Origin of the sequence: Nonomuraea soli, from assembly GCF_013761175.1 — a bacterium.
Lineage (GTDB): Bacteria > Actinomycetota > Actinomycetes > Streptosporangiales > Streptosporangiaceae > Nonomuraea > Nonomuraea soli.
On sequence record NZ_JACDUR010000011.1, the window covers coordinates 76,561 to 98,730 of the forward strand.

The window sequence follows — 22,170 nt, forward strand, 5'->3', positions numbered from 1 at the left end:
CCTTTCTGAGACGGCAGGAGGGCGTCGGTGGCTAGCCACCGACGCGCTGGTCCCACTTCTCCTCACCCACGCGCGGCTGCATGCGGCGCGTGATCTCGACCTCGTGGCTGGCCTCGAACGTCGTGGCCACCTCATCGCAGGCCTGTCCGGCCGCGCTGAGCGCATCATGGACGCGCCTCAGCTCTTCCACGACGTTCTCGTGGAGCGGGTACTCGGCGGCCAGCCGTTCGGTGAGCAGCCGGATCGCCGCGGCGGCAGCGAGCGGCAGCTCGCTCAGCAGCTGCAGGTGGCCGCGAACCTGCATCATGTCCTCGCTCTCGTAGCGCGCGGCGATGGTCGGGAGCTCGGTGGCGTGGGTGACAAGGGCGAAGTCGCTCATGACGGTCTCTCCTGAAGATCGGGTGGTCCAGCTCGCGGGCGGCTCGGTGATTGCGGTGGGCGTGGTGACCGGCGCGGCCGCGGTATCCGGTGGGGTCGCGGGGTCGGTATCTGCTGGGCTCTGGTTCGCGCGACGCCGCCGCACCCTGGTCCAGAGGCGGGCGAGCCGCCCGCCGGTCAGGCGGTTGAGCCGGCGGCCGGCCGCGCGTGCCGTACGGCCGATCGCCTGCCGTACGCGACGCAGGACACCGCCCGCCCGTCCCCAGAGCCGGGACTTGCGCGCTCGAGCGAGCAAACGCCTGGGGATCAGGCGCCTGCCGAGAGCGCGCAGCCGCCGCGTTGGGGCCGACCGAGTGATGCGCCGGCCAGTGGCACGTGCCGTCCGGCCGACCGCCCGCGCGGTACGGCGCAGGCGTGCGCCCACCCGTTTACGTGCCCTGGAGACAGGACCAGGGCCAGCGTTGGCCTGACGCGCCCGTCTCGCTGCGCGGCGGCGCTCGCGCTTGGCCTCTCGGCGATCGGCGCGACGCTGCCGGCTCGCCTGCCGCCGGCCAGCACGCTCAGCACGACCACCCGCACGACCTCCTGCCCGGCGATCCGCTCGAGGGCGCCCGCCGAACCCGGGCATCCGAAACCCAGCGGTACGGCCACCACCGCCCCTGGCTCCCCGTCCAGCTGCAGACCGTCCCGCGCCAGCCGTACGGGAGCCGCGCCCCCAGCCGGACCAGCGCAGGCCAGACCCACCTGTCCGGGAGCCAGCGCCTCGAGACGTCGACTTCAGCCAGCCGCGCCGGATGGCCAGCGCGAGCACGGCCAGGGCGACCAGGCCGACCGCGAAGTAAATGACCCAGAGCCAGCCGCCGACGCGATACAGGAGCCAGCCACCGAGCGCCGCCACCACGGCGGCGCCCGCGGCCAGCTGCCCCACAGGCGTGCCGAATTCGAGCGTCTCGGCGTCCGCCGTCGACGGCCCATCGCCGTCACGGACGGTAACCGGGATCGGCGTGGTGTCCTCGAGCTCCGGCGCTGGCTCGGCGCGTGCCACGTCCGGCTCAGGCGGCTCGTGGGGTGGCGCGTCGTGCGCCTGGGCAGTCATACGTCACCCGCCCCGAGCGCGGTCTGAGCGTACGGCTGGCCGTTGACGGCCTTGAGCGGAACCAGATGGAGCTGCCGCTCGGGAGCGGTTGGCTCGTGGTGCGCCACGGCTGGCTCAGCCTGTGCCAGCACCTCACCCGCTCGTGCCTGCGAGATGCCGAACTGGGTCACGAGGTCCTCGACGGTGAGGGCCTCGCCGCCGCTGGCGATGTAGGCGATGTACCGCTCGGAGATGACGGTGACCACGATGGACGCGGCTGCGCGCCGGCTGATGCCGAAGACCTCGCTGAGGGCGCGCTCGCTGATCGGCTCGCGCCGGTCGAGGCTCGCGCCGTACTCCCGGGCGGCCTTCTCCTCTGCGCTCATCGGGGGAGCAGGCGGCACCTGTGCCAGCGCTGGCTCAGGCTGTGCCACGGGCGGCGCGACGTCCTCTTGGCGGTCGTCGACGGACTCCTGGTCGACGACCACGGGGGGCTCACCGGTCGCCAGGGCCTGGGGGTAGAGGTGGCGGAAGACGTGCATGAGGATGTGAGAGCCGAACGCGATGGCGCCGACCAGCTGGAAGGCGATCAGGCCGGTGACCTGCGGAGCCAGGGGAGTGACCAGCACCTCCGTGCCTGGGTGGACCTCGAACGCGCCGCGGCCGTGCAGGTGGTTCACGACGTAGCTGGTCATCGTGAACAGGGCGACGACGAACAGGCAGTAGACCCGCGGCCAGAACCTGTGGCGCAGGACCACCGCCGAGATCAGCGCCAGGACGATGAGCCCGTCTGGCGCGAAGGGGTAGAGCCACGCGCCGTGGGTGTCGAAGTGATTGGCACGGGCCGCGTCGCTGTGGGCGGTCCATGAGCCGCGGAACGCCACGGCGATGACGAGGGTGAGCAGGATCGCCAGGACGCCGGCGATACGGCGAGCGGCGCGATCCGGCGCTGGCACGGCCTGTGCCACCGCTGGCACGGCCTGGCGCACGGTGGTCATCGGTGGCGCCTGGTGCGCGCGGCCGCCGATCCATACGGTGCGCAAGCCGAAGATCTTGCCCATCAATCCGCCGGCCTTCGGAGTCCGGGGGCTGGCGGACGGCTCGGCGTGTGCCGGGAGTGGCTCACTCTGTGCCACGGATGGCATGGGACTTCCCCTCTCTCGGAGTGAACGGTGTCCAACACCATACGCCGGTGTTGAACACCGATCAAGCGAGGGGTTTGATCGTGAGTGCCGAAACCACGTACCGTGACCTTGTGCCGAACAAGCCTCGCCCTGGGTCACGCGTCGGGGGCATACGTGTTGATCGCCCGGAGTGGGAGGCGTTCAAGATCGCCGCGGACTTGCTCGGCTCCGACCGATCGAAGATCCTCACCAGCTGGATCGACTGGGCCCTGTATCGGCCAGGAGCTGATGCACCACAGCGGCCACCTCTCGCCGCTCTCGCTGCAACCGTCCGTGCGGCCGCGGATGCTGCGCGGTCCGACACGGAGGAAGAGCGGCGCCACAAGGAGGATCTAGAGATCGCGGCGCGAGAACTTGAAGCCCGAGCCAGCAAGAGTGCGGAGTAGCCCAAGAAAGGGAATGCCCTCGCCGCGCGCACGGCGAGGGCATTCCTGGTCAGCGGCACCCCCTCCGGCGCCAGCCTGACCTCTCCTCAACCGGCTGCGCGCCCTACGCGCGCCTCCGGGTGAGAAGCTCAGGTCATGACGACCGGCCCGCGGCTACCTCGGGCGATGTAGACCGCATCCGCCTGGTCGCGGATGGCCGCCTCGATGGTCTGGCGCGTCGACGCCGTGAGCGTGTGCCGCACGTCGCTGGGCTCTGGGATGTCGGGCAGGGGCGTGGTGCGCTCGGCGTGCCACTTGCCACCTTCCTCCCAGACCTTCCAGTCGCCGTAGCTGAGGCACTCCTTCGGGATTGTCATGGCAGGTCCTCACGCTGGAGTCGCTGGCCCAGAGCGGCCAAATCCGGAGCGAAGAGCGTCATGGAGTAGTCCTTGCACTCCTCTGCGGTGAGCGGACGGCGCCGCGTGGCCGACGTGTGGGGCTCATCGCGGATGACCCAGCGGTCCCCGTATTCGGCGATCAGGTCGGCGAGCGTCATGGCGGCAGGGTACGTCTGGTGGCTTGGTGGCCACAAGGCTTAGCTCAGGGTAAGCCTCTAGGCGACGTCTCCTTGTGGCTGTTTACCCTCATGATCGTGTCGATTGATCGCGAGAGCTACATACCGGTGCACCAGCAGGTAGCGGCCATCCTGCGCCAGCGCATCGAGAGCGGCGAGCTCCGTCCTGGCCAGAAGATGCCGTCCGAGACCCAGGTGAGCCAGGAGTTCGGGATCGGTCGCGATACGGCCCGCGACGCCTTCGGCGTGCTACGGGCGGAGGGGCTCATCGAGACGGAGAAGAGGGTTGGTTCCACCGTCCGCGTGCCGCCGCCGGTCGAGCCGGTCGATGTACCTGGGCCAGCGCGCATCACGTTCCGCCTGCCGAGCCCAGAAGAGCGCCGCCGGCTCCCTGTAGGACAGGGCGCGGTTGTGGTTGTGATTGAGCGTGAGGGCGAGGCGCCCGTCCTGTTGGCCAGCGACCGGACAGAGCTGGTCATCCCCAGATAGCTGAGGCGCGGTGGGGGTCGAACGGCCGCCCCGCCAGCTCCCTACGAGGGCGGGACAGCCGCTCACCTGGTAAGACGCCGATCATGTAAAGAAAGTTGACACCGCTGACGGGGGACAGGTCAGGCCATGAGTGTTTTAGGTGACTCATGGAAACTGCTGTCGGCCATCGGTATGGGTGTCCTCTCTTCTTCCCCTCCGACCTTAGCGTCCTTCGGGAGGTCGGCTGTGGGACAAACCGGTGTCACGTACACCTCGGAAGTCCGCTATGCTTCTACCTGTCGCCGCGAGAGTGGAAGACACGGCAGGTTGCCCGAGTGGCCAATGGGAGCGGACTGTAAATCCGTCGGCTTAGCCTACCCAGGTTCGAACCCTGGACCTGCCACACCTCATGAAAGAGGCCCTGGAGCTGCATCAACGCGCTCCGGGGCCTCTTTCGTCATGTCCCGGTCATCCCCGGCCATCAGCGGGTTTCCACGGGTGATCGTGCTGAATACGTGCTGAAGTTTCGACCGCTGCCCCTGACGCCTCTGTCCTTCGAAAACTCGAAGCAGTAAGGCCGACCGCGACGCCCGAGAACGGCGAACTGCTGGAGCTGCGCGAATGGGGGCGGAATCTCCCCGGCGATGACGAGGCTGGACGGCAGTTTCAGCTGGACGGCGTAGCTACCCGTGGGCGTGGACGTACCTCCGAGGCGGCCTGGCGACGGGAGGGTGGTGGCCAGGAACGTCGTCTGTGTAGAGGGGCTCACCCACGAAGGATCAGCGCTACCTTCGCGACGGCCGGGAGGCGGCATCACCCGATAGCGGTGTTGCGGGACGCCGCTCCTGGAGACCTGTATCAGGGGAGGTCATCCCCGGGAGTCTGCGTCTGGGACGAAGCACTTCCGGAAGACCTGGGGTACGGTGGACATACCGAGGTCTTTCCGAGCGTTGGCATCCAGGTCCGCGTCGCCCCCGGCGAACCACCACCGGCCTCTTTCGCAGGGGCCTGGACAGGCCACATCATGACGCCGATACCTCGCTATCCGCGCACACCGCTCAGTTCCTTCTCCGCCGCGATTCCTCGGTTCGATTCCGCACTGCGACTCAGTCTCCGACCAGTACTGGATGCTCGTGCTGTGGTGGATGGGGCCTGGTGGCCCTACTCCCGCGACGCGGCGGCCGAACTCCCGCATCTCATCGCCGCCGTCGACCAGAGACTCGGCCGGATCACCCGGCGGGTGAACCTCTGGCGGGATGCGTGGCAACGCGTCCCGAGCCACATCCCGGCACGCGGGCGTCAGGTCAGGATCGGCTGGCCGCACCGGGACGACCCGCGCGTGATCACATTGGGCTTTGTCATCGGCGAGCCGGTCGTCCTGCTGGTCATTCCTCCGGGCACGACGGCAGGCGCCGCCGAGGCTGCGCTCGCTCTCACCGCTCAGACGGCCGCAGGCCTGAGCATCGACGCCCTGTTCACGCTCGCACGCCTATCGGCGTACCCTCCGCCGCGGGCGGAGGCGGGCCGTACAAGCTCTCGGAAGAACGAGGGCGGCTCGATCACCGGGCAGCGGGCGGAGTCCTTGACCGGACGGCAGACCACTTCGTAGTAACCCCACGTGCCGCCTGCCGGCCGGATCGAGCGGTCCTGGCACCGCCCTATCTGGCGGCCGACCGATCTTCGGCCGGCAGGTGTCCCATGACACTTCAGCTCTCTCCTGTGAGGAGACTTCCATGTCCATCATCGACACCGCCTCGCACACCTGGCCAAGCGCCGCGACGCCCACGCACCTGCAACTGTCTGGAGACATCGACATCTTCACCACGGATCGGCTGCGGCAGCGGCTGATCAGCACCCTCGCCTACAGCACCGACCTGCTCGTCCTGGACATGTCCCGTGTCACCTTCTTCGGCGCCGGTGGACTGGGTGTGCTGATCGGCGTACAGGCCCGCGCGCAGAGGCAGGGCATCACGGTGGCACTGACCGGAATCCCCCCGCGTGTCGCACGGCTGTTGCGCATCACCGGACTGAACCACCGCTTCCCGACCATCGGGTGACCTGATGCCGGTCACCGCGCGCAGAACCGGGACACGACGGTGGCAGCCGCCTTCTCCGCGGTGAGCTGGATGGGGTCATGGCCAGCCCACCGCCGGCGCCCGCCGTTCCTTCGCCGCACGTGGTTGTGCATCGCTCGCGCCCGGGGGCCGGACGACCGTAGTAGACGCCGGTTTCGGGAGCGGGCCAGGCAGTACGGGACGATGGTTGCCGGCGCGTAGGTGCCCGGAGGAGTAAGCCGATGTCAGGAGCGTGAAGCGGATCTTTCATCTCCCCGCAGAGACAACGGCACCTCAGGGTGCGGGCTGCTGGCTGAGCCCCAGGTCCGTGCCCTTCGGCTCTTTGACCGCCGTGACCGCCGCCAGCGAAACCACGCAAAGCACCATGATGTAGACCCCCACCGACAAGGCAGTCCCCGTGCTCTGCACCAGCGCCTGGGCGATCGTGGGTGCGAAAGCCCCGCCCAGGATGGCCCCCAGCGCGTAACCGATGGCGACGCCCGAGTAGCGCACCGACACGGGGAACATCTCGGCGTACATCGCCGACATGGGCCCGTACGACAGGCCCAGCCCGATGGTGAGGACGACGATCGCCGTGGCGAAGAGCCAGATGTTGCGCGTCTCCATCAGCAGGAACAGCGGGATCATCCAGACGAAGACGAGCGCGTACCCGATCTGGAAGGTGCGGACGCGGCCGATCCGGTCGGACAGCACGCCGCCGTACATGGTGAAGATCAGCCAGCCCACCGAGCCGGCGACGGTGGCGAGCAGGACGGACGGGCGTGACAGGCCGAGCGTCGTGGTGCCGTAGCTGATGAAGTAGGCGATGAGCAGGTAACCCGCCGCGTTGTTGGCCACGAAGATCAGCGCGGTGAGCAGCACGTTCTTGGAGTTGTTCCGGAACAGGTCGCGCAGCGGCGCCGAGGAGGTCTTGGTGCGCTGCTGCAGTTCCTTGAACACCGGGCTCTCCTCGACGGCTCTCCGGACGAGGTAGCCGATGATGATGAGCGTCAGGGAGAGCAGGAACGGCACCCGCCACCCCCAGGCCTGGAACTGCTCGGGTGTGGTCACCGAGGTCATGATCCACAGGACGCCGGTGGCCAGGATGAGCCCGATCGGCACGCCGATCTGGGGGAAGGAGCCGAACAGTCCGCGGCGGTCGCGTGGCGCGTGTTCGACGGAGAGCAGGGCGGCGCCGCCCCATTCGCCGCCCGCGGAGAAGCCCTGCAGGATGCGCAGGAGGATCAGTGCGATGGGGGCCGCGACGCCGATGGAGGCGTAGGTCGGCAGCAGGCCGATGACGGTGGTGGCCGCGCCCATGAGGAGCAGGGTCAGGACGAGCATGCGCTTGCGGCCGAGCCGGTCGCCGAAGCGGCCGGCGACGATGGCGCCGAGCGGGCGGAACAGGAAGCTGATGCCGATCGTGGCGAGGGAGATGAGGGTGGCCACGCCGGGGGAGCCTTCGTTCACCGGGGCGAAGAAGAGCGGTCCGAACACCAGGCCGGCCGCCTGGGCGTAGATGAAGAAGTCGTACCACTCGATGGTGGTGCCGGCCAGCGTGCTGGCCAGGACCTTGCGGTCGTCGCGCGTCATGGACCGAGATTCACTCGTCATGCTTGAACTCCGTTCTCCTTCTGGGGGGTTCTGGTGGCGCGCTCGAGCGCCACCAGGGCCGATTCGTAGGGGTGCCCGCTGGCGTGCTGGAGGCCGATCTCGCACGGGCGGTTCCCGCTCAGGTAGGCGTCGGCCGCGATACCGGCGAGCTCGGTGACCTGCGCCCGGGTGGCGCTCTCGGTCAGTTCGCGATGTAGGAAGCCGCGGTCTCCGGCGAACCCGCAGCAGGTCGCCGTGATGGGCTCGACCACCTCGTGGGCGATCGCGGCCGTGATGGCGCGCAGGTCGCCGGTGTTGCCGAGATGGCTCATCGCGCAGCTCGGATGCAGGACGGCTCGTGCCAGGCGACGGGTGACCGTGAGTTCGGGGAGCAGTTCGGTGCGTGCCCAGGTGAGCGCGTCGACGACGGTCAGAGCCGCATGCCGTACACGGTCTTCGGGATCCAGTACGGCAGGCAGGTCGCGCAGGATGCCGAGCGTGCAGGAGCTGGAGTCGACGACGACGGGCAGCGTGCCTTCGTCGGTCCACCGCCACAGCCGGGACACCAGGTCGGCGGCGGTGTAGGCGTGCGCGGCGCGGTGGCCCTTGCTGTTCCATACGGTGCCGCAGCAGGTTCCGGCCACGTCGGGCGGTGTCCACAGCACGACACCGGCCCGTTCGGCGAGGGCGGGCAGGGCTCGCGTGACCGTTGTCGGGTCCGTCGCGCCGGGAGGGGCGCCGAAGATCCGGTTGATGCACGACGGGAGATAGACGGCCGTTGTTCGCGCGGGCCGTACCTCTTGCCCGATGGCGGACGACGGGGCGGGTCCCGGTGTCGCGGGCAGCCATTCGGGGACCCGGCCGGCTCCGAGAAGCCTGCGGGCCAGCAGGCTGATCGCGCGGACGGGCCGGTCGCCCATCAGGTCGGCGAGGGTCCTCGCCAGGAACAGCAGGATTCTGGCCAGCCGTTCCGTGGCGGCCCAGTGTCTCGCGACGGTCAGCGCGACACGTTCCGCCAGCCCGCTGTGCCGTACGGACCGCAGGTCCTTCATCGCGTGCCCGGTGTCGATGCCGACGGGACACGCCCCCGCGCAGGATCCGTCGCCGGCGCACGTGTCGACGGCCGCGTAGCCGTACTGGCGTTCCAGATCCCGGGATCCGCCCCGCCGGGCGATCTCGCGTTGCAGGACGATGCGCTGACGCGGGGTGGTGGTCAGGTCGCGGCTCGGGCACACCGGCTCGCAGAAGCCGCATTCGATGCACTTGTCCAGCACCGGGTTCACGGCCGGGAGGGTCTTGAGGTCGCGCAGGTGGGCGCGGGGGTCGTCGGTGAACAGCACGCCCTGGCCGAGGATGGCGTGGGGGTCGAAGGCGCGCTTGACCCGGCGCATCAGCTCGGCGAGCCGGCGTCCCCACTCGCGTTCGAGGAAGGGCGCCATGTTGCGGCCGGTGCCGTGCTCTCCCTTGAGGGAGCCGTCGAAACGGTCCACGACGAGCGCGACGACCTCCTCCACGCATCGGGCATAACGTTCGACGTCGGCTGGATTCGCGGGGTCGAACACCATGCTGAAGTGCAGGTTCCCTGCCGAGGCGTGCCCGGCGACCGAGGCGTCGAACCCGTGGGCGGCCAGGATGTCGCGCAGCGCGACCGCCGCCTCGGCGATCCGCCGCGGCGGCACGCAGACGTCCTCGCCGAGCAGGATCGTGCCGGGTGGACGGCTCGCGCCCAGCGCGGTGAGCAGCCCCTTGCGCACAGCCCAGAAGCCGCCGGCGATCGCGGCGTCGCGGGTGAAGTCACCGGTGACCAGCTTGCCCGCCTCGTGCTCGAACCGGTCCAGGTCGGCCGGGTCGCTGGAGCGGAACTCGACCAGCAGCCCGGCGTCGTCCTCGCCGATCTCGTGCATCCAGCCGGGCGCTCCTCCGATCGAACGGGTCGCGCGGAGCGAGAGGTTGTCCATCAGTTCCACCGCCCGCGCGCCGAGACCTGTGAGCGCAGGGACGACCGCGGCGGCCGACGCCAGGTCGGGGAAGCGGAGGAAGGCGGTGCTCGCCCACCTGTGAGCGGGGACCGTGGTGAAGGTGATCTCCTCCAGGAAACCCAGCGTGCCCTGTGACCCGACGAGCAGGCCGCGCACGATCTGCGCCGGGGTGTCGCCGTCGAGGAAGGCGTCGAGCCGGTAGCCGCTGGTGTTCTTGATCGCGAACTTGGCCCGGATCCGTGCGGAGAGCTCCGGATCGGCGCGGATTTCGTCGCGGATCGTGAGCAACTGGGCGACCAGGTCGGGTTCGGCCTCGGCCAGGCTCTGGTCGGCGTCCGGCGCCGAGGTGTCCACCCGGGTCCCGGACGGCAGCACGATCCGCAGTGATTCGACCATCCGGTAGGAACTGGCCTCAACGCCGCAGGTCATCCCGCTGGCGTTGTTGGCCACCACGCCGCCGACGCACGCGGCCGAGCTGCTGGCCGGGTCGGGGCCGAGCATGCGCCCGTGGCGGGCCAGCCGGGCGTTGGCGCGGGCCAGAACGACTCCGGGCGAGCTGCGCAGGATCTTGCCGTCGTCCTCGACCGTGGCCCGGTCGAAGTGACGCCGGACATCGAGCAGGATGTCGTCACCCTGCGCCTGGCCGTTGAGGCTGGTCCCGGCTGCGCGCAGGACGACCTGGCGCCCGTTCCTGGAGGCGAACCGGAAGACGGCCGCGACGTCGTCGCCGGTGCGGGCCACGACGACGACCCGGGGGAGCTGGTGGTAGGGGCTCGCGTCGGCGGAGTAGCGGACCAGGTCGGTGGCCGATGTCAGGACGTTCTCGGCGCCGACCGTCGCGATCAGCTCGCGCTCCGGACGAGGGCGTACGGCACGCCGGGATGTCATGACGATCCTCCTGGTCAAGCGGACACAACCGAGTGGGACAACAGTGCGCGAAAGCCGTACGTGAAACAATGTCGAGCTCAACCCTCATCTACCTGTCAGGGTGTCGAACTCCACACCAGGAGAGGCGTGCGCATGGCCACCACGACCCTGGGAAACCTGCTCGCCGCGTTGCGTCCGGAGCTCGTTCAGCTCGGGATCGGGGACGCGCACCTCGCGGTGGCGGGCGTCGAACTGCTCGACACCGGCGCGCTCGAACCGGCCGCACCGCGGTGCCTGCTCCTCGCTCCCGGCCTGGACCTGTCCTCGTCAGCAGCCGTCGATCAGGCGCTTCGTCACGCGGCCGAGACGGGAGGCGCGCTGGCCGTCAAATGCGCGGACGGCCTGCCTGCCGCCGTCATGGAGCGGGCACGTGAGGCCGGAACCACGGTGGTGAGGGTGAATCCGGACATCGCGTGGAGCCGCCTCTACGGACTGGTCTCCACGCTGCTCGCCACCCAGCCCACCACCACGGGCGAGCCCGCGGCCACCCTCGGCGGTGGCGATCTGTTCTCCCTGGCCAACTCCGTCGCCGCGATCTGCGGCGGCGCCGTGGCGATCATGGACACCGACCAGACGATCGTCGCCTATTCCAACCTCGCGGACCAGCCGATCGACGAGACCCGGCGACTCGGCATCCTCTCCCGCCAGGTTCCCAGCCACGCCCTGCCCCACCATCTGACCGAGGAGCTGTGGCGCAGCGACTCCGTGCGGCTCATCCGCCGCGACGGCTACCACCCGCGACTGGCCGTCGTGATCCGCGCGGGTGACACGGCGCTCGGCTCGTTGTGGGCGGTCTTCCCCGACGAGGACGCGATCACCGACTGCGAGGCCGTCCTGGCCGCCGCGGCCAAGCTCGCCGCGCTGCACCTGCTCACCATCCGCCGGCGCCTGGACGCCGACCAGGAGAGCCGCAACGCCGTCCTTCAGACGGCCCTCCAGCACCCGGGTCACGCCGATCATGCCCTGCCCCTGCCGGGAAGCCTGCTGTGCCTCGCCGAGGCCGCGGACGCCGGCCATCGGGCCGACCGTCGCGCGAGCCTGTTGCGCACGATCGGCCTGCTGGAGCTCGACGCCCGGTCACTGGGCCACGAGCCGGCCCTCAGCATGATCAAGGATCGGCTGTACGTGCTGGTCCCGACCGCGCCACGAGGAGCCGTCACGGTCGCCACGCTGGCCGCCCACTTCCACCAGCGGGCCGCCCGGCTGCTGCACACGGACCTGCTGCTCGTCCGGAGCGAGCCCGTCGAGGATCCCGACGGGCTGCGCCAGGCGCGCGACGACCTCGATCGGGCGATCAGCCACCTGCGCGAAGCCGCGGCCCCGCCGGGCGGCTACGCGGCGCGGGACCTGCATGCCGAGATCGTCCAGCAGCGGCTCTTCCACGCCGTGCGGACGGATCCCGCGCTGCAGGCAGGCTTCGGCAGGGTCATCGCGGCCCACGATCTCGCGCACGGCACCGCCTATCGGGCGACGTTGTTGTCCTATCTGAGGAACTTCGGAGACGTGCGAACGGCGAGCGCGGAGCTGACGTTGCACGAGAACACGGTTCGCAAGCGGATCAGGCGTGCGCAGGAGCTCTTCGGGATCGTGCTGGACAACCCGACGCACCGGCTGCTGCTGGAGCTGGAACTGGGGGCCGGCGCTTCAAGCACCGCAGCCGATGCATAGCCGACACGTCAACGTTTGATCACCCACAGTGATGGAAATCTCACCGAAAGGCTCTGTATCGGGGGGATGCGCCATGAGCTCTGATTCGGGAGACGTTCCCAAGCCAGGCGTGACCGCGAAACCGGCGACGGCCTGGATCTCGTGGGTCGCGCTGGCCTTCATGATCACAAGTTCGGTGGCGAGCCTGCGCGCCGCTCCGAGCATGGCGGTGTACGGCCTGGCGGCGATCTTCCTCTACCTCGTGCCGGCGATCGTGTTCCTGCTGCCCACGGCGATGGTCTCCGCCGAGCTGGCTTCCGGCTGGACCGGCGGTGTCTACAACTGGGTCAGCCAGGGACTGTCCAAGAAGCTCGGCTTCCTGGCGGTCTGGTGCCAGTTCGCGATGACGATCTTCTACTACCCGACCCTGCTCGGCTTCGTGGCCAGCACGTTCGCGTACGTCATCAACCCGGCGCTGGCCAACAACGGCCTCTACACCGCGATCGTCATCGTGGTCATCTACTGGGCCGGTGTCTGGGTCTCCAGCCAGGGCACCAAGACCGTGGCCGGGCTGTCGAGCGCCGGACTGATCATCGGGACGCTGATCCCCGGAGCCGTACTGGTCCTGCTCGGCATCGTCTTCCTGGGACAGGGCAACCCTTCGGCGGCCCCGATGGACGCGGCCCACATCCTGCCGCCGTGGACCGGCATCGCGAGCCTGGTGCTGATCGTCAACAACTTCCTGTCCTACTCGGGCATGGAGATGAACGCGGTGCACGTCTCCAGCCTCAAGGACCCGCGCAAGGAGTTCCCGCGCTCGATGTTCCTGGCCGTCGGCCTGGTCCTGCTGATCTTCATCCTGCCCGCGCTGGCGATCAGCTGGGTGGTCCCGGCCGACAGCACCAGCCTCACGGCGGGTGTCATGCAGGCCTTCGACACCATGTTCGCGCACTTCAACGTGCAGTGGCTGACCCCGATCTTCGGCCTGATGATCATCGCTGCCTCACTCGGCGGCATGCTCACCTGGCTGGCCGGGCCGTCCAAGGGCGTGCTGATGATCAGCCGCGAGGAGGGCTGGCTGCCGCCGTCGCTGCAGAAGCTCAACAAGCACGGCATCCAGCAGAACATCCTGGTCGCGCAGGGTGTCGTCACCACGATCATCGCCCTGCTCTACGCGTTCATCCCCAACGTCTCCAGCGCCTACTGGATCCTGTCGGTGATCACGACGCAGATCTACCTGATCGTGTACCTGCTGATGTTCGTGGCCGCGGTACGGCTGCGCAAGACGCAGCCCGATCACCCGCGAGGTTTCCGGGTCCCGACGCTGGGCTTCATCTGCGTGGTCGGCTTCATCGCCTCGGCCGCCGCGATGATCATCGGTTTCGTGCCGCCCTCGCAGTTCGGCTCCGGCAGCCCCTTCGTCTACTTCCTGATCGTGGGCGGCGGCCTGGTGTTGGTCGGCCTGGCCGTGCCGTACCTGTTCATCAAGCTCAGCAAGCCCTCCTGGCGCAACCCCGAGCGGGCCGCCGCAGTCGAGGAGATCTCATGACCCGGTCAATGCGTGGGCGTTGGGTCACCTACACGGCCGCCGGACTGCTCCTGGTGGTCCTGCTGATCATCATGGCGATCATGTGGGGCACCCGGCAGACCAACACCACGGCCACCGCCCAGAACAAGGCCACCCAGCTCAACGAGCAGCTGGTGGCGGCCGGGCTCAAGCCGATCGACCAGGACGTGCTCGTCCAGGCACTGGGCAAGGACGGCGGCGCGCTCTGCGCCGACCCCGAGCAGACGATCTCCAAGGCGGTCGCGCTCACGACCGGCGCCGCCGGGCCCGGCCTGCGGCCCGTCATCGCCGAGCGGCGGCTGCTCACCGGGGCGAGCCTGGTGATCGAGGTCTACTGCCCCGACAAGCAGGAGGAGTTCGCGCAGGCCCTGGCCGGCCTCAACCTCGAAGGCGAGCAGTGATGGAACTGCGGGAGCGCATCGCCGGCCTGATGCCGCGAGCCAAGAACGACCTGGCCGAGCTGGTCGCGCTCAAGTCGGTCGCCGACGCGCGCCAGTTCCCGCCGGAGGAGTGCGACAAGGCCGCCCAGTGGGTGCTCGACGCCTTCGCCGAGGTCGGCTTCACGGGCCTGCGCCTGGTCGAGACCGCCGACGGCAGCAAGGCCGTGTACGGCGAGCGGCCAGGCCCGCCCGGCGCCAAGACCGTGCTGCTGTACGCCCACTACGACGTGCAGCCGCCTCTGGACGAGGACGCCTGGAACACCCCGGTCTGGCAGCTCACCGAGCGCGACGGCCGCTGGTACGGCCGGGGCACGGCCGACTGCAAGGGCAACATCCTCATGCATCTGACCGCCTTGCGCGCCATGCTGGCCTCCGGCGACGACGTGCCGGTCACCCTCAAACTCATCGTCGAAGGCTCGGAGGAGCAGGGCACCGGCGGCCTGGAGGACTTCGTCCCCAAGAACGCCGACCTGCTCAGAGCCGACACCATCCTGGTCTGCGACACCGGCGGCGCCGCAGTCGGCCGGCCCGCGCTCACCATCAGCCTGCGCGGGCTGGCCAACGTCATCGTCTCGGTCGAGGCGCTCAGCAGCGAGATGCACTCGGGCATGTTCGGCGGCGCCGCCCCAGACGCGCTCGCCGCGCTCATCCACATGCTGTCCACCCTGCGCGACGACAGGGGCAACACCACGATCCAGGGCCTGGACAACACCCAGACCTGGTCGGGCGCGCCGTACCCGACCGAGCAGTTCGCCGCCGACGCGCACGTCCTGAACGGCGAGAGCCTGCTCGGCGACGGCACCGTCTCCGACATGCTCTGGGCGCGGCCTGCACTGACCGTGCTCGGCATCGACTGCCCGCCGGTCGTCGGCTCAGCAGCCGCCATCCAGCCGCACGCCAAGGCCCGGCTCAACCTGCGGGTGCCGCCCGGCATGGACGCGGGCCACGCCCAGGACGCGCTGATCGCCCACCTCAAGGCGGTGGCTCCATGGGGCGTGCACGTCACCGTCGAACGGGAAGCGTCCGGCCAGCCGTTCCTGGCCAGGACCGACGGCCCCGCCTACACCGCGCTGCGCGAGGCGATGCACGAGGCCTACGGCGTCGAGTCGACCAGCCTCGGGCAGGGCGGGTCGATCCCGCTGTGCAACGTCTTCCACGACACCTTCCCTGATGCCGAGATCATTCTGATGGGCGTGGAGGAGCCGCTGACGCTCATGCACGCGCCCAACGAGAGCGTGCACCCCGACGAGATCGCCAACATGGCGCTCACCGAGGCCCTCTTCCTGCAGAGGTACGGCACCGCATGAGCTACACCGACCGCATGGCCCGCGCCCTGCAGCACGCCCGCGACAGGAACCTCACCGGCCTGCTCATCGCACCGGGCCCGACCTGGTCTACCTGACCGGCTACCTGCCCGTCGCGATCACCGAGCGGCTGACCCTGCTGGTGCTCTCCGCCGGCCACGAACCGACCATGATCGTGCCCCGGCTGGAACGGCCTGACGCGGAGAAGGCGCCGGTCAAGCTGATCGACTGGGCCGACGGGAGCAGCCCTTACGAGGCCGCGGCGCCCCTGCCGACGAGCTGGAGCGCCTGGCCGCGGCGGGCGCCGCCGCCGACCAGGCGTACGAGGAGATCCTCAAGGTTCGCTTCTCCGGTCGCAGGGAGACGGAGGTCGCCGCCGACCTCGCCGCCCTGCTCACGAAGTACGGCCACAGCCAGGTCGACTTCACCGTGGTCGGCTCCGGGCCCAACGGCGCCAACCCGCACCACGAGGCCGGCGAGCGCACCATCGCCGAAGGCGACACCGTGGTGCTCGACCGCGTCGCGCGCAGGGTCATCACCGACGCCGGTTACGGCGAGTACTTCATCCACCGCGTCGGCCACGGCATCGGCCTGACCACCCACGAACCGCCCTACAGGGGCGAGGGCGAGACGCAGGAGCTCGTGCCCGGGATGTGCTTCTCCATCGAGCCGGGGATCTACCTGCCCGGCCGGTTCGGCGTGCGGATCGAGGACATCGTCACCGTCACCGAGGACGGCGGCCGGCGGTTCAACAACACCCCGCACGAGCTGCGAACGGTGAACTGACCGGGCGCGCCCGCCGAGACCTAGCCGATGGGCCGGGTGACGGAGTCCACCCGCTCCACCCGCCCATCCGCTGCGTACCGGGCGAACAGGTAGATCTCCATCTTGATGACCTTGTCCTTCCTGGTCACCGCGGTCATGGTGTACCGGGCTCCGGCCCTGCCGTCCTCGACCAGCGTGTCGTGGACCTCGATCTCCAGGCCCTTGGTGGTACGGCGCGCGGGGCCGATGTGGTCGATCAGGCGCCGGCGGTCCAGCGTGATGCCGTTGTTGTGATACCGCACATCGGGCGTGTAGTAGCGGTCGATGATCGAGGCGGGATCGTCCTGGCTGAAGGCCAGCTCGTAGGGAAGACGGGTCAGGAAGGCGTGGAAGTCCGGTGTCGCCATGACTCCTGATCGTCGCCGGACGGCTCGGCGGGCACGTCGTCTCCAGGGGTGCTCTGCCGTACTTCTCCGGGAGTAGCGGCCGACTTGACCTCGACGAGTACCACGTTCACGTCACCGGCCAGCAGTTCCCACGAGTGGTCGAAGGCGTCGTCCTGCCAGACGACCGCGCCGGGGTTGAGGTCCACGATCCGCGTGGTGCCGTCCGCCCAGGTCACCTTCTGCCGTCCGGTGCCGAGGTTGACCACCAGCATCGGTAAGTGCGAGTGCATCGCGCTCTCCCAGCCGTGGGAGGCGCGGGCCTGGATCACGCGGACGTGCTCGTTCTCGAAGAGCACCTGGTGGGCGTCGGGGTCCACGATCGTGGCGTGCGGCTGAATGCTCATGGCGGAACAGTAACCATCTTGAGTTGTTAAAAACAACCATCAAAGGTTTAGAATTGCTGGCATGCCAACCAGTCGCAGCTATCGAGACCAGTGCGGGGTCGCCCGGGCGCTGGACATCGTCGGAGAACGATGGGCCCTGCTGGTCGTCCGCGAGCTGCTCTTCGTGCCCCAGCGCTTCTCCGAGCTGCGCCACGCCCTGCCCAACGCCAGCTCGAACCTGCTCGCCGACCGCCTGCGGGAGCTGGAGCAGCACGGCGTGATCCAGCGCAGGAAGCTCTCGGGCGCGCAGGTCTACGAGCTGACGGAGCGAGGGCGGAAGCTGGAGCCGATCGTCCTGGCGCTGGGCGACTGGGGGAGTGAGGCGCCCGGTCCGCCGGAGCCCGCCGCGCTGAGCGCCACCTCGGCGCTGATCTTCCTGCGCCGCGGTGTCCGGCACGACCCGGACGCGCCGCCCATCGTCGGGCGTCTCGATCTCGACGGGTCGGTCTGGACCGTGCGGGTGGAGGCCGGACAGGTCGAGGTCAGAAGCGGTGAGCCCGTCACGGCCGACGTCTCGCTGCGAACGGACCCCAGGACGCTCGGACGGCTGATGGGCGATCGGGCGATGCTCGACGGGGTGCTCGCCGAGGGAGGTGCCGCGCTGGTGGGCGACAAAGGTGTCCTGGAGCGGCTGCTCTACGGCGGCCGGTCCTAGCGGAACGAGCGGCGGTAGGCCGCCGGGGTCGTGTGGAGCGCGGTGTGGAAGCGGCGCCGCAGGTTGACCGCCGACGACAGTCCCACGCGGGCCGCGATGGTCTCCACCGGCAGGTCGGTGTCCTCCAGCAGCGCACGCGTGGCCGCGAGGCGGCGCTCCAGCAGCCATCGCGCCGGTGGCACGCCGAGCTGGTCGGTGAACTGGCGGGTGAGGGTGCGCGGTGACACGCCGGAGTAGGCCGCCATGTCGTCCACGGTGATCGGCTCGCCGAGGTGAGCCAGGAGCCATTCCAGCAGCCCCGCCAGCGAATCCGGCATCGGTCCCGTGGTGGGCAGCGGCGGGTACTGCCGCTGGCAGCCCTCGCGGTGGGGGCCGGCGGCGAGCTGGCGGCCGATGCGCATGGCGTGCGACGCGCCGTGCTCCTGCAGCACCTGGTGGAGGCAGAGGTCCAGGGTGGCGGCCGAGGCGCCGGCGGTGGCGATGTCGCCGTGGTCGACGTAGATGACGGTGTCGTCGGGGATGATGCGCGGGTGGCGCGCGGCCAGGTCGGCCCGCAGCTCCCAGTGCACGGAGGCGCGGCGGCCGTCGAGCAGGCCGAGGGCCGCGGGGATGTAGATGCCCGCCGCGACGGCGACGATGCGGGCGCCCCTGGCGTGGGCCGCGGCGACGGCGTCGAGTACGGCAGGCGTGGGGGCCAGCGTCCAGCCGGCGATGACGACCGTGTCGGCGGTGGTGAGGGCGTCGAGGCCCTGCTCGACGTGGATGGTCGCGCCGAGGGTGGTGGTGAGCGGCCCCGGATGCTCGGTGCTGAGGCTGAAGCCGTAATGCTGGGGGATCAGCCGGCCGTGGTAGCCGAAGACGGCGGACGCCGAGGTGACGGGATAGAGCTCCTGGTTCTCGCCGACCAGGGCGACCACGCGGTGCGGGTCGGCCGGTGGGGCGGGCACCGGGAGGCACACGGGGAGCGGCGCCGAGACCATGGCGTAAATGTACCTAAGGATGTCATCTGGGACACCGGCGCTCTGATCAGGAAATATCAAGAATCAGTGGTCATGTGGACCAGGAATTTCACTCTCTACTTCGGCGCCAGAACCGTCTCGTTGCTCGGCGACGCCATGATGCCCGTCGCCGCCGCCCTCGCGGTCGGCCAGGTGTACGGCATCGCGGGAGTGGGCTACACGCTGGCCGTCTGGACGACGTCGGCCATCCTCGTGATGCTCTTCGGCGGGGTTTTCGCCGATCGGTTCGGCGCGCGGACCATGATGATCACTGCGGACGTGTTGCGTATCTTCTCCCAGGTCACGGTGGCGTTCGCCTTCCTCGACGGTGCCCCGCCGTTCGCCCTGCTGATCGCGATGGCCTTCGTGTCGGGCATCGGGGCCGGGCTGTTCGAGCCCGGCGTGAACGGCATGGTGCCGCTGGTCGCCCGTGACCCTCAGCGTGCCAACGCCACCTTGAAGATCGCCGAAGCGATCACCCAGCTGGCCGGGCCGGCGCTGGCCGGGATCCTGGTGCTGGCCGCGGGCCCCGTTTTCGTGTACGCCTTCGACGCGGCGACCTTCCTGGTCAGCGCGATCTGCCTGGTCCTGGTCCGCGTCGCCGTACCGAGGCCGGAGCCCGCGAACGTACTGGCCGACCTGCGCCGGGGGTGGCACGAGTTCAGGGCCAGGAGCTGGATGTGGTCGGTCATCCTGGTCTGGGTGTTCTGGGGTGTGCTGGTGATCGGGCCGTCGGTGCCGTTGTCGTCGCAGGTCATCGGGTCCGACTACGGCTGGGTGATGGCGGCGCTCGGGCTGGGCACGGTGGCCGGTGGGCTGGTCGCGATCAGGCTGCGGCCGCGACGGCCGCTGGCGGCGGGGGCGATGGCGTTGTCGGGATACGTGGCCGTGCCGCTGACGGTTTCCCTGGGGGTGCCGCTGCCGGCGATGATGGCCGGGCACGTGCTCGGCGGGATCGCGCTGGCGTTCTGGTCGGTGATGTGGTCGACGAGCGTGCAGACGCAGGTCGCCCCGGACGTGCTCAACCGCGTGTCGGCCTACCAGATCGCCGGGTCGGTGGCGGGCATGGCGGTCGGCCAGGCGCTGGCGGGACCGGCCGCGGTGGTGATGGAGCCGCGCACGTTCCTGCTGGGCTCGGCGGTGGTGACGCTGGGCGTGGCCGCCGCGTTGCTGCTGATCAGGCCGGTGCGGGAACTGGGCCGCCGGTCGACGGAGGATCAGCCCGCCCAGGTGCCGGTCGGCGCCTGAACGCTCAGCCCCTCCACGTCCCGGGCGGCGCCTGGTCGCCCAGCAGCCGCCTGGCCTCCGACCTGTGACCCGCGAGCTCGATCAGCGTCTCGCGCACGCTCCCCACGATCGCCCCCCGCTCCCCTCGCCCGTGCCGGAGCGCCAGCGCGGTGGCCTTGACCAGCCTGCCCAGGGCGAGCGTCTCGCGCGGATCGCGGATGCGTGAGTACACCTCCAGCACCCGCCGTACGCCACCCGCCGGCGCGGTCAGCAGCCGCAGGAGCTCGAACTGCACCGGCGCGAGCCCGTCGCCGCGCCCGAGCAGGTTCGTCCACTGGTAGGTGTGCACGCACTGCGCGTCCCTGGTGCGCTCCCACGACCGCGTCGCGCGGTCGAGTGCCTCGGGCGGCCCGGTGAGCACGTCGCGCACCCGCTCCCCGAGCAGGCGGCCGAAGCGTACGGCGTCGCGGATGCCCTGCGCGGTGACCGGGTCCTTGAAGTGTCCCGCGTCGCCCGCCAGCGCCCAGCCCGGTCCTGAGGAGCGGCGGAAGAACGACGGGTGCTCGGCCGAGCTGACGATCTTCCCGGTCCTGGTGCAGCCCGTGAGGCGCTCGGCCAGACCGGGCACCAGGCGCACGGTCCTGTCGAACTCCGCCTCCAGGTTGCCGCGGAAGTCGGCCGCCCGCGCGGCGGGTGGCATGAGCAGGACCAGGGTGAGGTCGTCGTCGCAGGGGAAGGCGTTGCCGAGCTCGCGGCCGGTGAGCCACATGGCGGCGGTGTCGCGCCACTCGTGGTGCGGGTCGTCGTAGTAGGCGTAGTAGCAGGCCCGGCCGTTGGCATGGGTCAGGCGGGGGCGGTCGGCTCCGGCGAGCCTGGCGACCGTGGAGCGGCGGCCGTCGGCGCCGATGACGAGGCGGGCGCGGATGTCGTACTCCTGTCCCGGAGTCTCGCGACTGGCGACGCGGACCCCTGCGACGCGGTCGTCCTCCCAGATCAGGCCGGTGACCCGATGGCCTTCCCTGACCTCGGCGCCGGCCTCGCGGGCCGTCTCGACCAGGGCCGCGTCGAGGGGCGCTCGCCGTACGCACAAGCCGTAGTCGATGCCGTCGACCGGGCTGTAGGTGCCGGACGAGGCGTGGCCGGGTCCGCCGATGAAGGCGCGCGGTAATCGCGGAGCGCCGATCTTGTCGACGCGGTCGAGGGCGCCGATGCGGGCCAGCTCGGCGACGCCGGCGGGGAACAGCAGGTGGGTGGAGACCGTCGTGGACGGGAACCGGGCGGGGTCCACGACGATCACGCGGTGCCCGGCGCGGGCGAGCGTGGCCGCGGCGCCGGAGCCCGCGCAGCGCGCCCCGGCGATGACGACGTCGGCGTGCTCGGCCATCGGCACTCCATCCACGACCTAACCAACGATACTGTCGGTTGCTTGCGACGTTAAGCCGCCGGAGCCGGCGCGTCAACACGGGTAGTGTGCACCGCATGGCGAGCAAGGAGCTGAAGAAGCGCATGCCGGGCTCAGCCCGCCGAGCTCGCATCACCCAGGCGGCGCTGGAGGTCTTCGCCGCCCGCGGCTACCACGCCACGGCGATGGAGGAGATCGCGAGCGCGGCGGGGGTCACGAGGTCGGTCCTCTACGACCACTTCCCGTCGAAGCGCGTCCTGATGATCACGGTCCTGCAGGAGCAGAACGCCCGGCTGGTCGAGCACGTCGGCGCGAGGATCACGGGCACCGGATCACCCGGGCGCCGCCTGCGCGCCACGCTCGACGCCTACTTCAGCTTCGCCGAGAGCAGCCCCGCCGCCCGCTGCCTGCTGTTCGACCACACCGACGAGGACGATCCCGAGATCAAGGCGGTGCGCTGGGGCATCAGGGAGACCCGCACCCGGTCGGTCGCGGTGATGCTCGGGCGGGATCTGCGCAGGCTGGGGCTCGACCCCGAGACGGAGGCCGCCCAGGCGGTGGTCGAACTGCTCATCTCCGGCACCGACGGCATGGCCCAGTGGTGGGCGCGCCACCCGTCGATGCCACGCGAGCAGCTCGTCGAGTCGGCCATGCTCGTGCTCTGGAACGGCCTGTCCCGGCTGCCCGACCCGTATTGACAGAAGTGGTCCACGCGTTCATCGTTCCGCCTAACTGAACC

At 70.0% G+C, this 22,170-nt stretch carries 22 protein-coding genes and 1 tRNA gene; 12 read left to right on the forward strand and 11 right to left on the reverse strand.

The features are described 5' to 3' along the window. Nucleotides 1-31: 31 nt before the first annotated feature. From HNR30_RS43635 to HNR30_RS43650, 4 genes are all read right to left on the reverse strand, one after another. Nucleotides 32-673 carry a hypothetical protein gene (locus HNR30_RS43635; protein WP_181616116.1) on the reverse strand — a complete coding sequence of 214 codons (642 nt, stop codon included), beginning with the start codon at nt 671-673 and terminating at the stop codon, nt 32-34. 797 nt (nt 674-1,470) lie between these two features. Then, entirely contained in the window at nt 1,471-2,496 is a 1,026-nt protein-coding gene (locus HNR30_RS43640; protein ID WP_181616117.1) for a COX15/CtaA family protein, read from the reverse strand. A 655-nt stretch (nt 2,497-3,151) separates the two neighbouring features. Continuing rightward, nucleotides 3,152-3,379: a hypothetical protein gene (locus tag HNR30_RS43645; RefSeq protein ID WP_181616118.1), complete on the reverse strand. Its 228-nt coding sequence runs from the start codon at nt 3,377-3,379 to the stop codon at nt 3,152-3,154. Further along, nucleotides 3,376-3,558 carry a hypothetical protein gene (locus HNR30_RS43650; protein WP_181616119.1) on the reverse strand — a complete coding sequence of 61 codons (183 nt, stop codon included), beginning with the start codon at nt 3,556-3,558 and terminating at the stop codon, nt 3,376-3,378. Before HNR30_RS43650 ends, HNR30_RS43645 begins: the two co-directional genes overlap by 4 nt. Before the next feature lie 96 nt (nt 3,559-3,654). Here HNR30_RS43650 and HNR30_RS43655 point away from each other — a divergent pair, with 96 nt between their 5' ends. The 4 genes from HNR30_RS43655 to HNR30_RS43670 all read left to right on the forward strand — a co-directional run bounded on the left by HNR30_RS43655 (nt 3,655) and on the right by HNR30_RS43670 (nt 6,101). Then, nucleotides 3,655-4,065 (forward strand): winged helix-turn-helix domain-containing protein, encoded by a 411-nt coding sequence (locus HNR30_RS43655; RefSeq protein WP_181616120.1) that lies wholly within the window; start codon nt 3,655-3,657, stop codon nt 4,063-4,065. A 300-nt stretch (nt 4,066-4,365) separates the two neighbouring features. After that, nucleotides 4,366-4,447, forward strand: a tRNA-Tyr gene (locus HNR30_RS43660). A gap of 621 nt (nt 4,448-5,068) precedes the next feature. Beyond that, nucleotides 5,069-5,653 carry a DUF5994 family protein gene (locus HNR30_RS43665; RefSeq protein WP_246380249.1) on the forward strand — a complete coding sequence of 195 codons (585 nt, stop codon included), beginning with the start codon at nt 5,069-5,071 and terminating at the stop codon, nt 5,651-5,653. 124 nt (nt 5,654-5,777) lie between these two features. Continuing rightward, the gene (locus HNR30_RS43670; RefSeq protein WP_181616122.1) at nt 5,778-6,101 is read left to right on the forward strand and encodes an STAS domain-containing protein; all 324 of its coding nucleotides are present in this window, start codon (nt 5,778-5,780) and stop codon (nt 6,099-6,101) included. 291 nt (nt 6,102-6,392) lie between these two features. Here HNR30_RS43670 and HNR30_RS43675 read toward each other — a convergent pair whose 3' ends face one another. Then, the gene (locus HNR30_RS43675; RefSeq protein ID WP_246380250.1) at nt 6,393-7,691 is read right to left on the reverse strand and encodes an MFS transporter; all 1,299 of its coding nucleotides are present in this window, start codon (nt 7,689-7,691) and stop codon (nt 6,393-6,395) included. A gap of 17 nt (nt 7,692-7,708) precedes the next feature. Then, nucleotides 7,709-10,558 carry an FAD-binding and (Fe-S)-binding domain-containing protein gene (locus HNR30_RS43680; RefSeq protein WP_181616124.1) on the reverse strand — a complete coding sequence of 950 codons (2,850 nt, stop codon included), beginning with the start codon at nt 10,556-10,558 and terminating at the stop codon, nt 7,709-7,711. Between the two features lie 132 nt (nt 10,559-10,690). On the opposite strand from HNR30_RS43680, the gene HNR30_RS43685 reads away from it, so the two are divergent. The 4 genes from HNR30_RS43685 (at nt 10,691) to HNR30_RS43700 (ending at nt 15,558) form a co-directional block, all read left to right on the forward strand. Continuing rightward, a complete protein-coding gene (locus HNR30_RS43685; RefSeq protein WP_181616125.1) occupies nt 10,691-12,265 on the forward strand; it encodes a PucR family transcriptional regulator in 1,575 nt (524 codons plus the stop codon). 73 nt (nt 12,266-12,338) lie between these two features. Beyond that, nucleotides 12,339-13,793, forward strand: coding sequence for a glutamate/gamma-aminobutyrate antiporter GadC (gene gadC / locus HNR30_RS43690; protein ID WP_181616126.1), 1,455 nt, complete (start codon nt 12,339-12,341; stop codon nt 13,791-13,793). An 8-nt stretch (nt 13,794-13,801) separates the two neighbouring features. Next, on the forward strand, nt 13,802-14,212 hold the full coding sequence (locus HNR30_RS43695) for a molybdopterin-binding domain-containing protein (protein WP_181616127.1): 411 nt from the start codon (nt 13,802-13,804) through the stop codon (nt 14,210-14,212). Further along, nucleotides 14,212-15,558, forward strand: coding sequence for a dipeptidase (locus tag HNR30_RS43700; RefSeq protein WP_181616128.1), 1,347 nt, complete (start codon nt 14,212-14,214; stop codon nt 15,556-15,558). The genes HNR30_RS43695 and HNR30_RS43700 overlap by 1 nt, the downstream gene beginning before the upstream one ends. Before the next feature lie 246 nt (nt 15,559-15,804). Here the strand turns inward: HNR30_RS43700 and HNR30_RS50530 are convergent, their stop codons facing one another. Beyond that, a complete protein-coding gene (locus HNR30_RS50530) occupies nt 15,805-15,966 on the reverse strand; it encodes a hypothetical protein (RefSeq protein WP_312895054.1) in 162 nt (53 codons plus the stop codon). Between HNR30_RS50530 and HNR30_RS49795 the strand changes: the two genes are divergently transcribed. Then, nucleotides 15,886-16,341: a M24 family metallopeptidase gene (locus HNR30_RS49795; protein WP_312895060.1), complete on the forward strand. Its 456-nt coding sequence runs from the start codon at nt 15,886-15,888 to the stop codon at nt 16,339-16,341. The genes HNR30_RS50530 and HNR30_RS49795 overlap by 81 nt on opposite strands. 20 nt (nt 16,342-16,361) lie before the next feature. On the opposite strand, the gene HNR30_RS43710 is transcribed toward HNR30_RS49795, so the two are convergent. Next, entirely contained in the window at nt 16,362-16,727 is a 366-nt protein-coding gene (locus tag HNR30_RS43710; protein ID WP_181616129.1) for a nuclear transport factor 2 family protein, read from the reverse strand. Beyond that, entirely contained in the window at nt 16,697-17,110 is a 414-nt protein-coding gene (locus tag HNR30_RS43715; RefSeq protein ID WP_181616130.1) for a hypothetical protein, read from the reverse strand. Before HNR30_RS43715 ends, HNR30_RS43710 begins: the two co-directional genes overlap by 31 nt. 61 nt (nt 17,111-17,171) lie before the next feature. Between HNR30_RS43715 and HNR30_RS43720 the strand changes: the two genes are divergently transcribed. After that, complete coding sequence (locus HNR30_RS43720) at nt 17,172-17,804, forward strand: winged helix-turn-helix transcriptional regulator (RefSeq protein ID WP_181616131.1); 633 nt, start codon at nt 17,172-17,174, stop codon at nt 17,802-17,804. Here HNR30_RS43720 and HNR30_RS43725 read toward each other — a convergent pair. Continuing rightward, entirely contained in the window at nt 17,801-18,784 is a 984-nt protein-coding gene (locus HNR30_RS43725) for a GlxA family transcriptional regulator (RefSeq protein WP_181616132.1), read from the reverse strand. The two genes, HNR30_RS43720 and HNR30_RS43725, sit on opposite strands and share 4 nt — an antisense overlap. 72 nt (nt 18,785-18,856) lie before the next feature. On the opposite strand from HNR30_RS43725, the gene HNR30_RS43730 reads away from it, so the two are divergent. After that, on the forward strand, nt 18,857-20,050 hold the full coding sequence (locus HNR30_RS43730) for an MFS transporter (protein ID WP_181616133.1): 1,194 nt from the start codon (nt 18,857-18,859) through the stop codon (nt 20,048-20,050). A 4-nt stretch (nt 20,051-20,054) separates the two neighbouring features. Here HNR30_RS43730 and HNR30_RS43735 read toward each other — a convergent pair whose 3' ends face one another. Beyond that, the gene (locus HNR30_RS43735; RefSeq protein WP_181616134.1) at nt 20,055-21,413 is read right to left on the reverse strand and encodes an NAD(P)/FAD-dependent oxidoreductase; all 1,359 of its coding nucleotides are present in this window, start codon (nt 21,411-21,413) and stop codon (nt 20,055-20,057) included. 95 nt (nt 21,414-21,508) lie between these two features. Here HNR30_RS43735 and HNR30_RS43740 point away from each other — a divergent pair, with 95 nt between their 5' ends. Continuing rightward, on the forward strand, nt 21,509-22,129 hold the full coding sequence (locus HNR30_RS43740) for a TetR/AcrR family transcriptional regulator (RefSeq protein WP_246380251.1): 621 nt from the start codon (nt 21,509-21,511) through the stop codon (nt 22,127-22,129). Nucleotides 22,130-22,170: the final 41 nt, after the last annotated feature.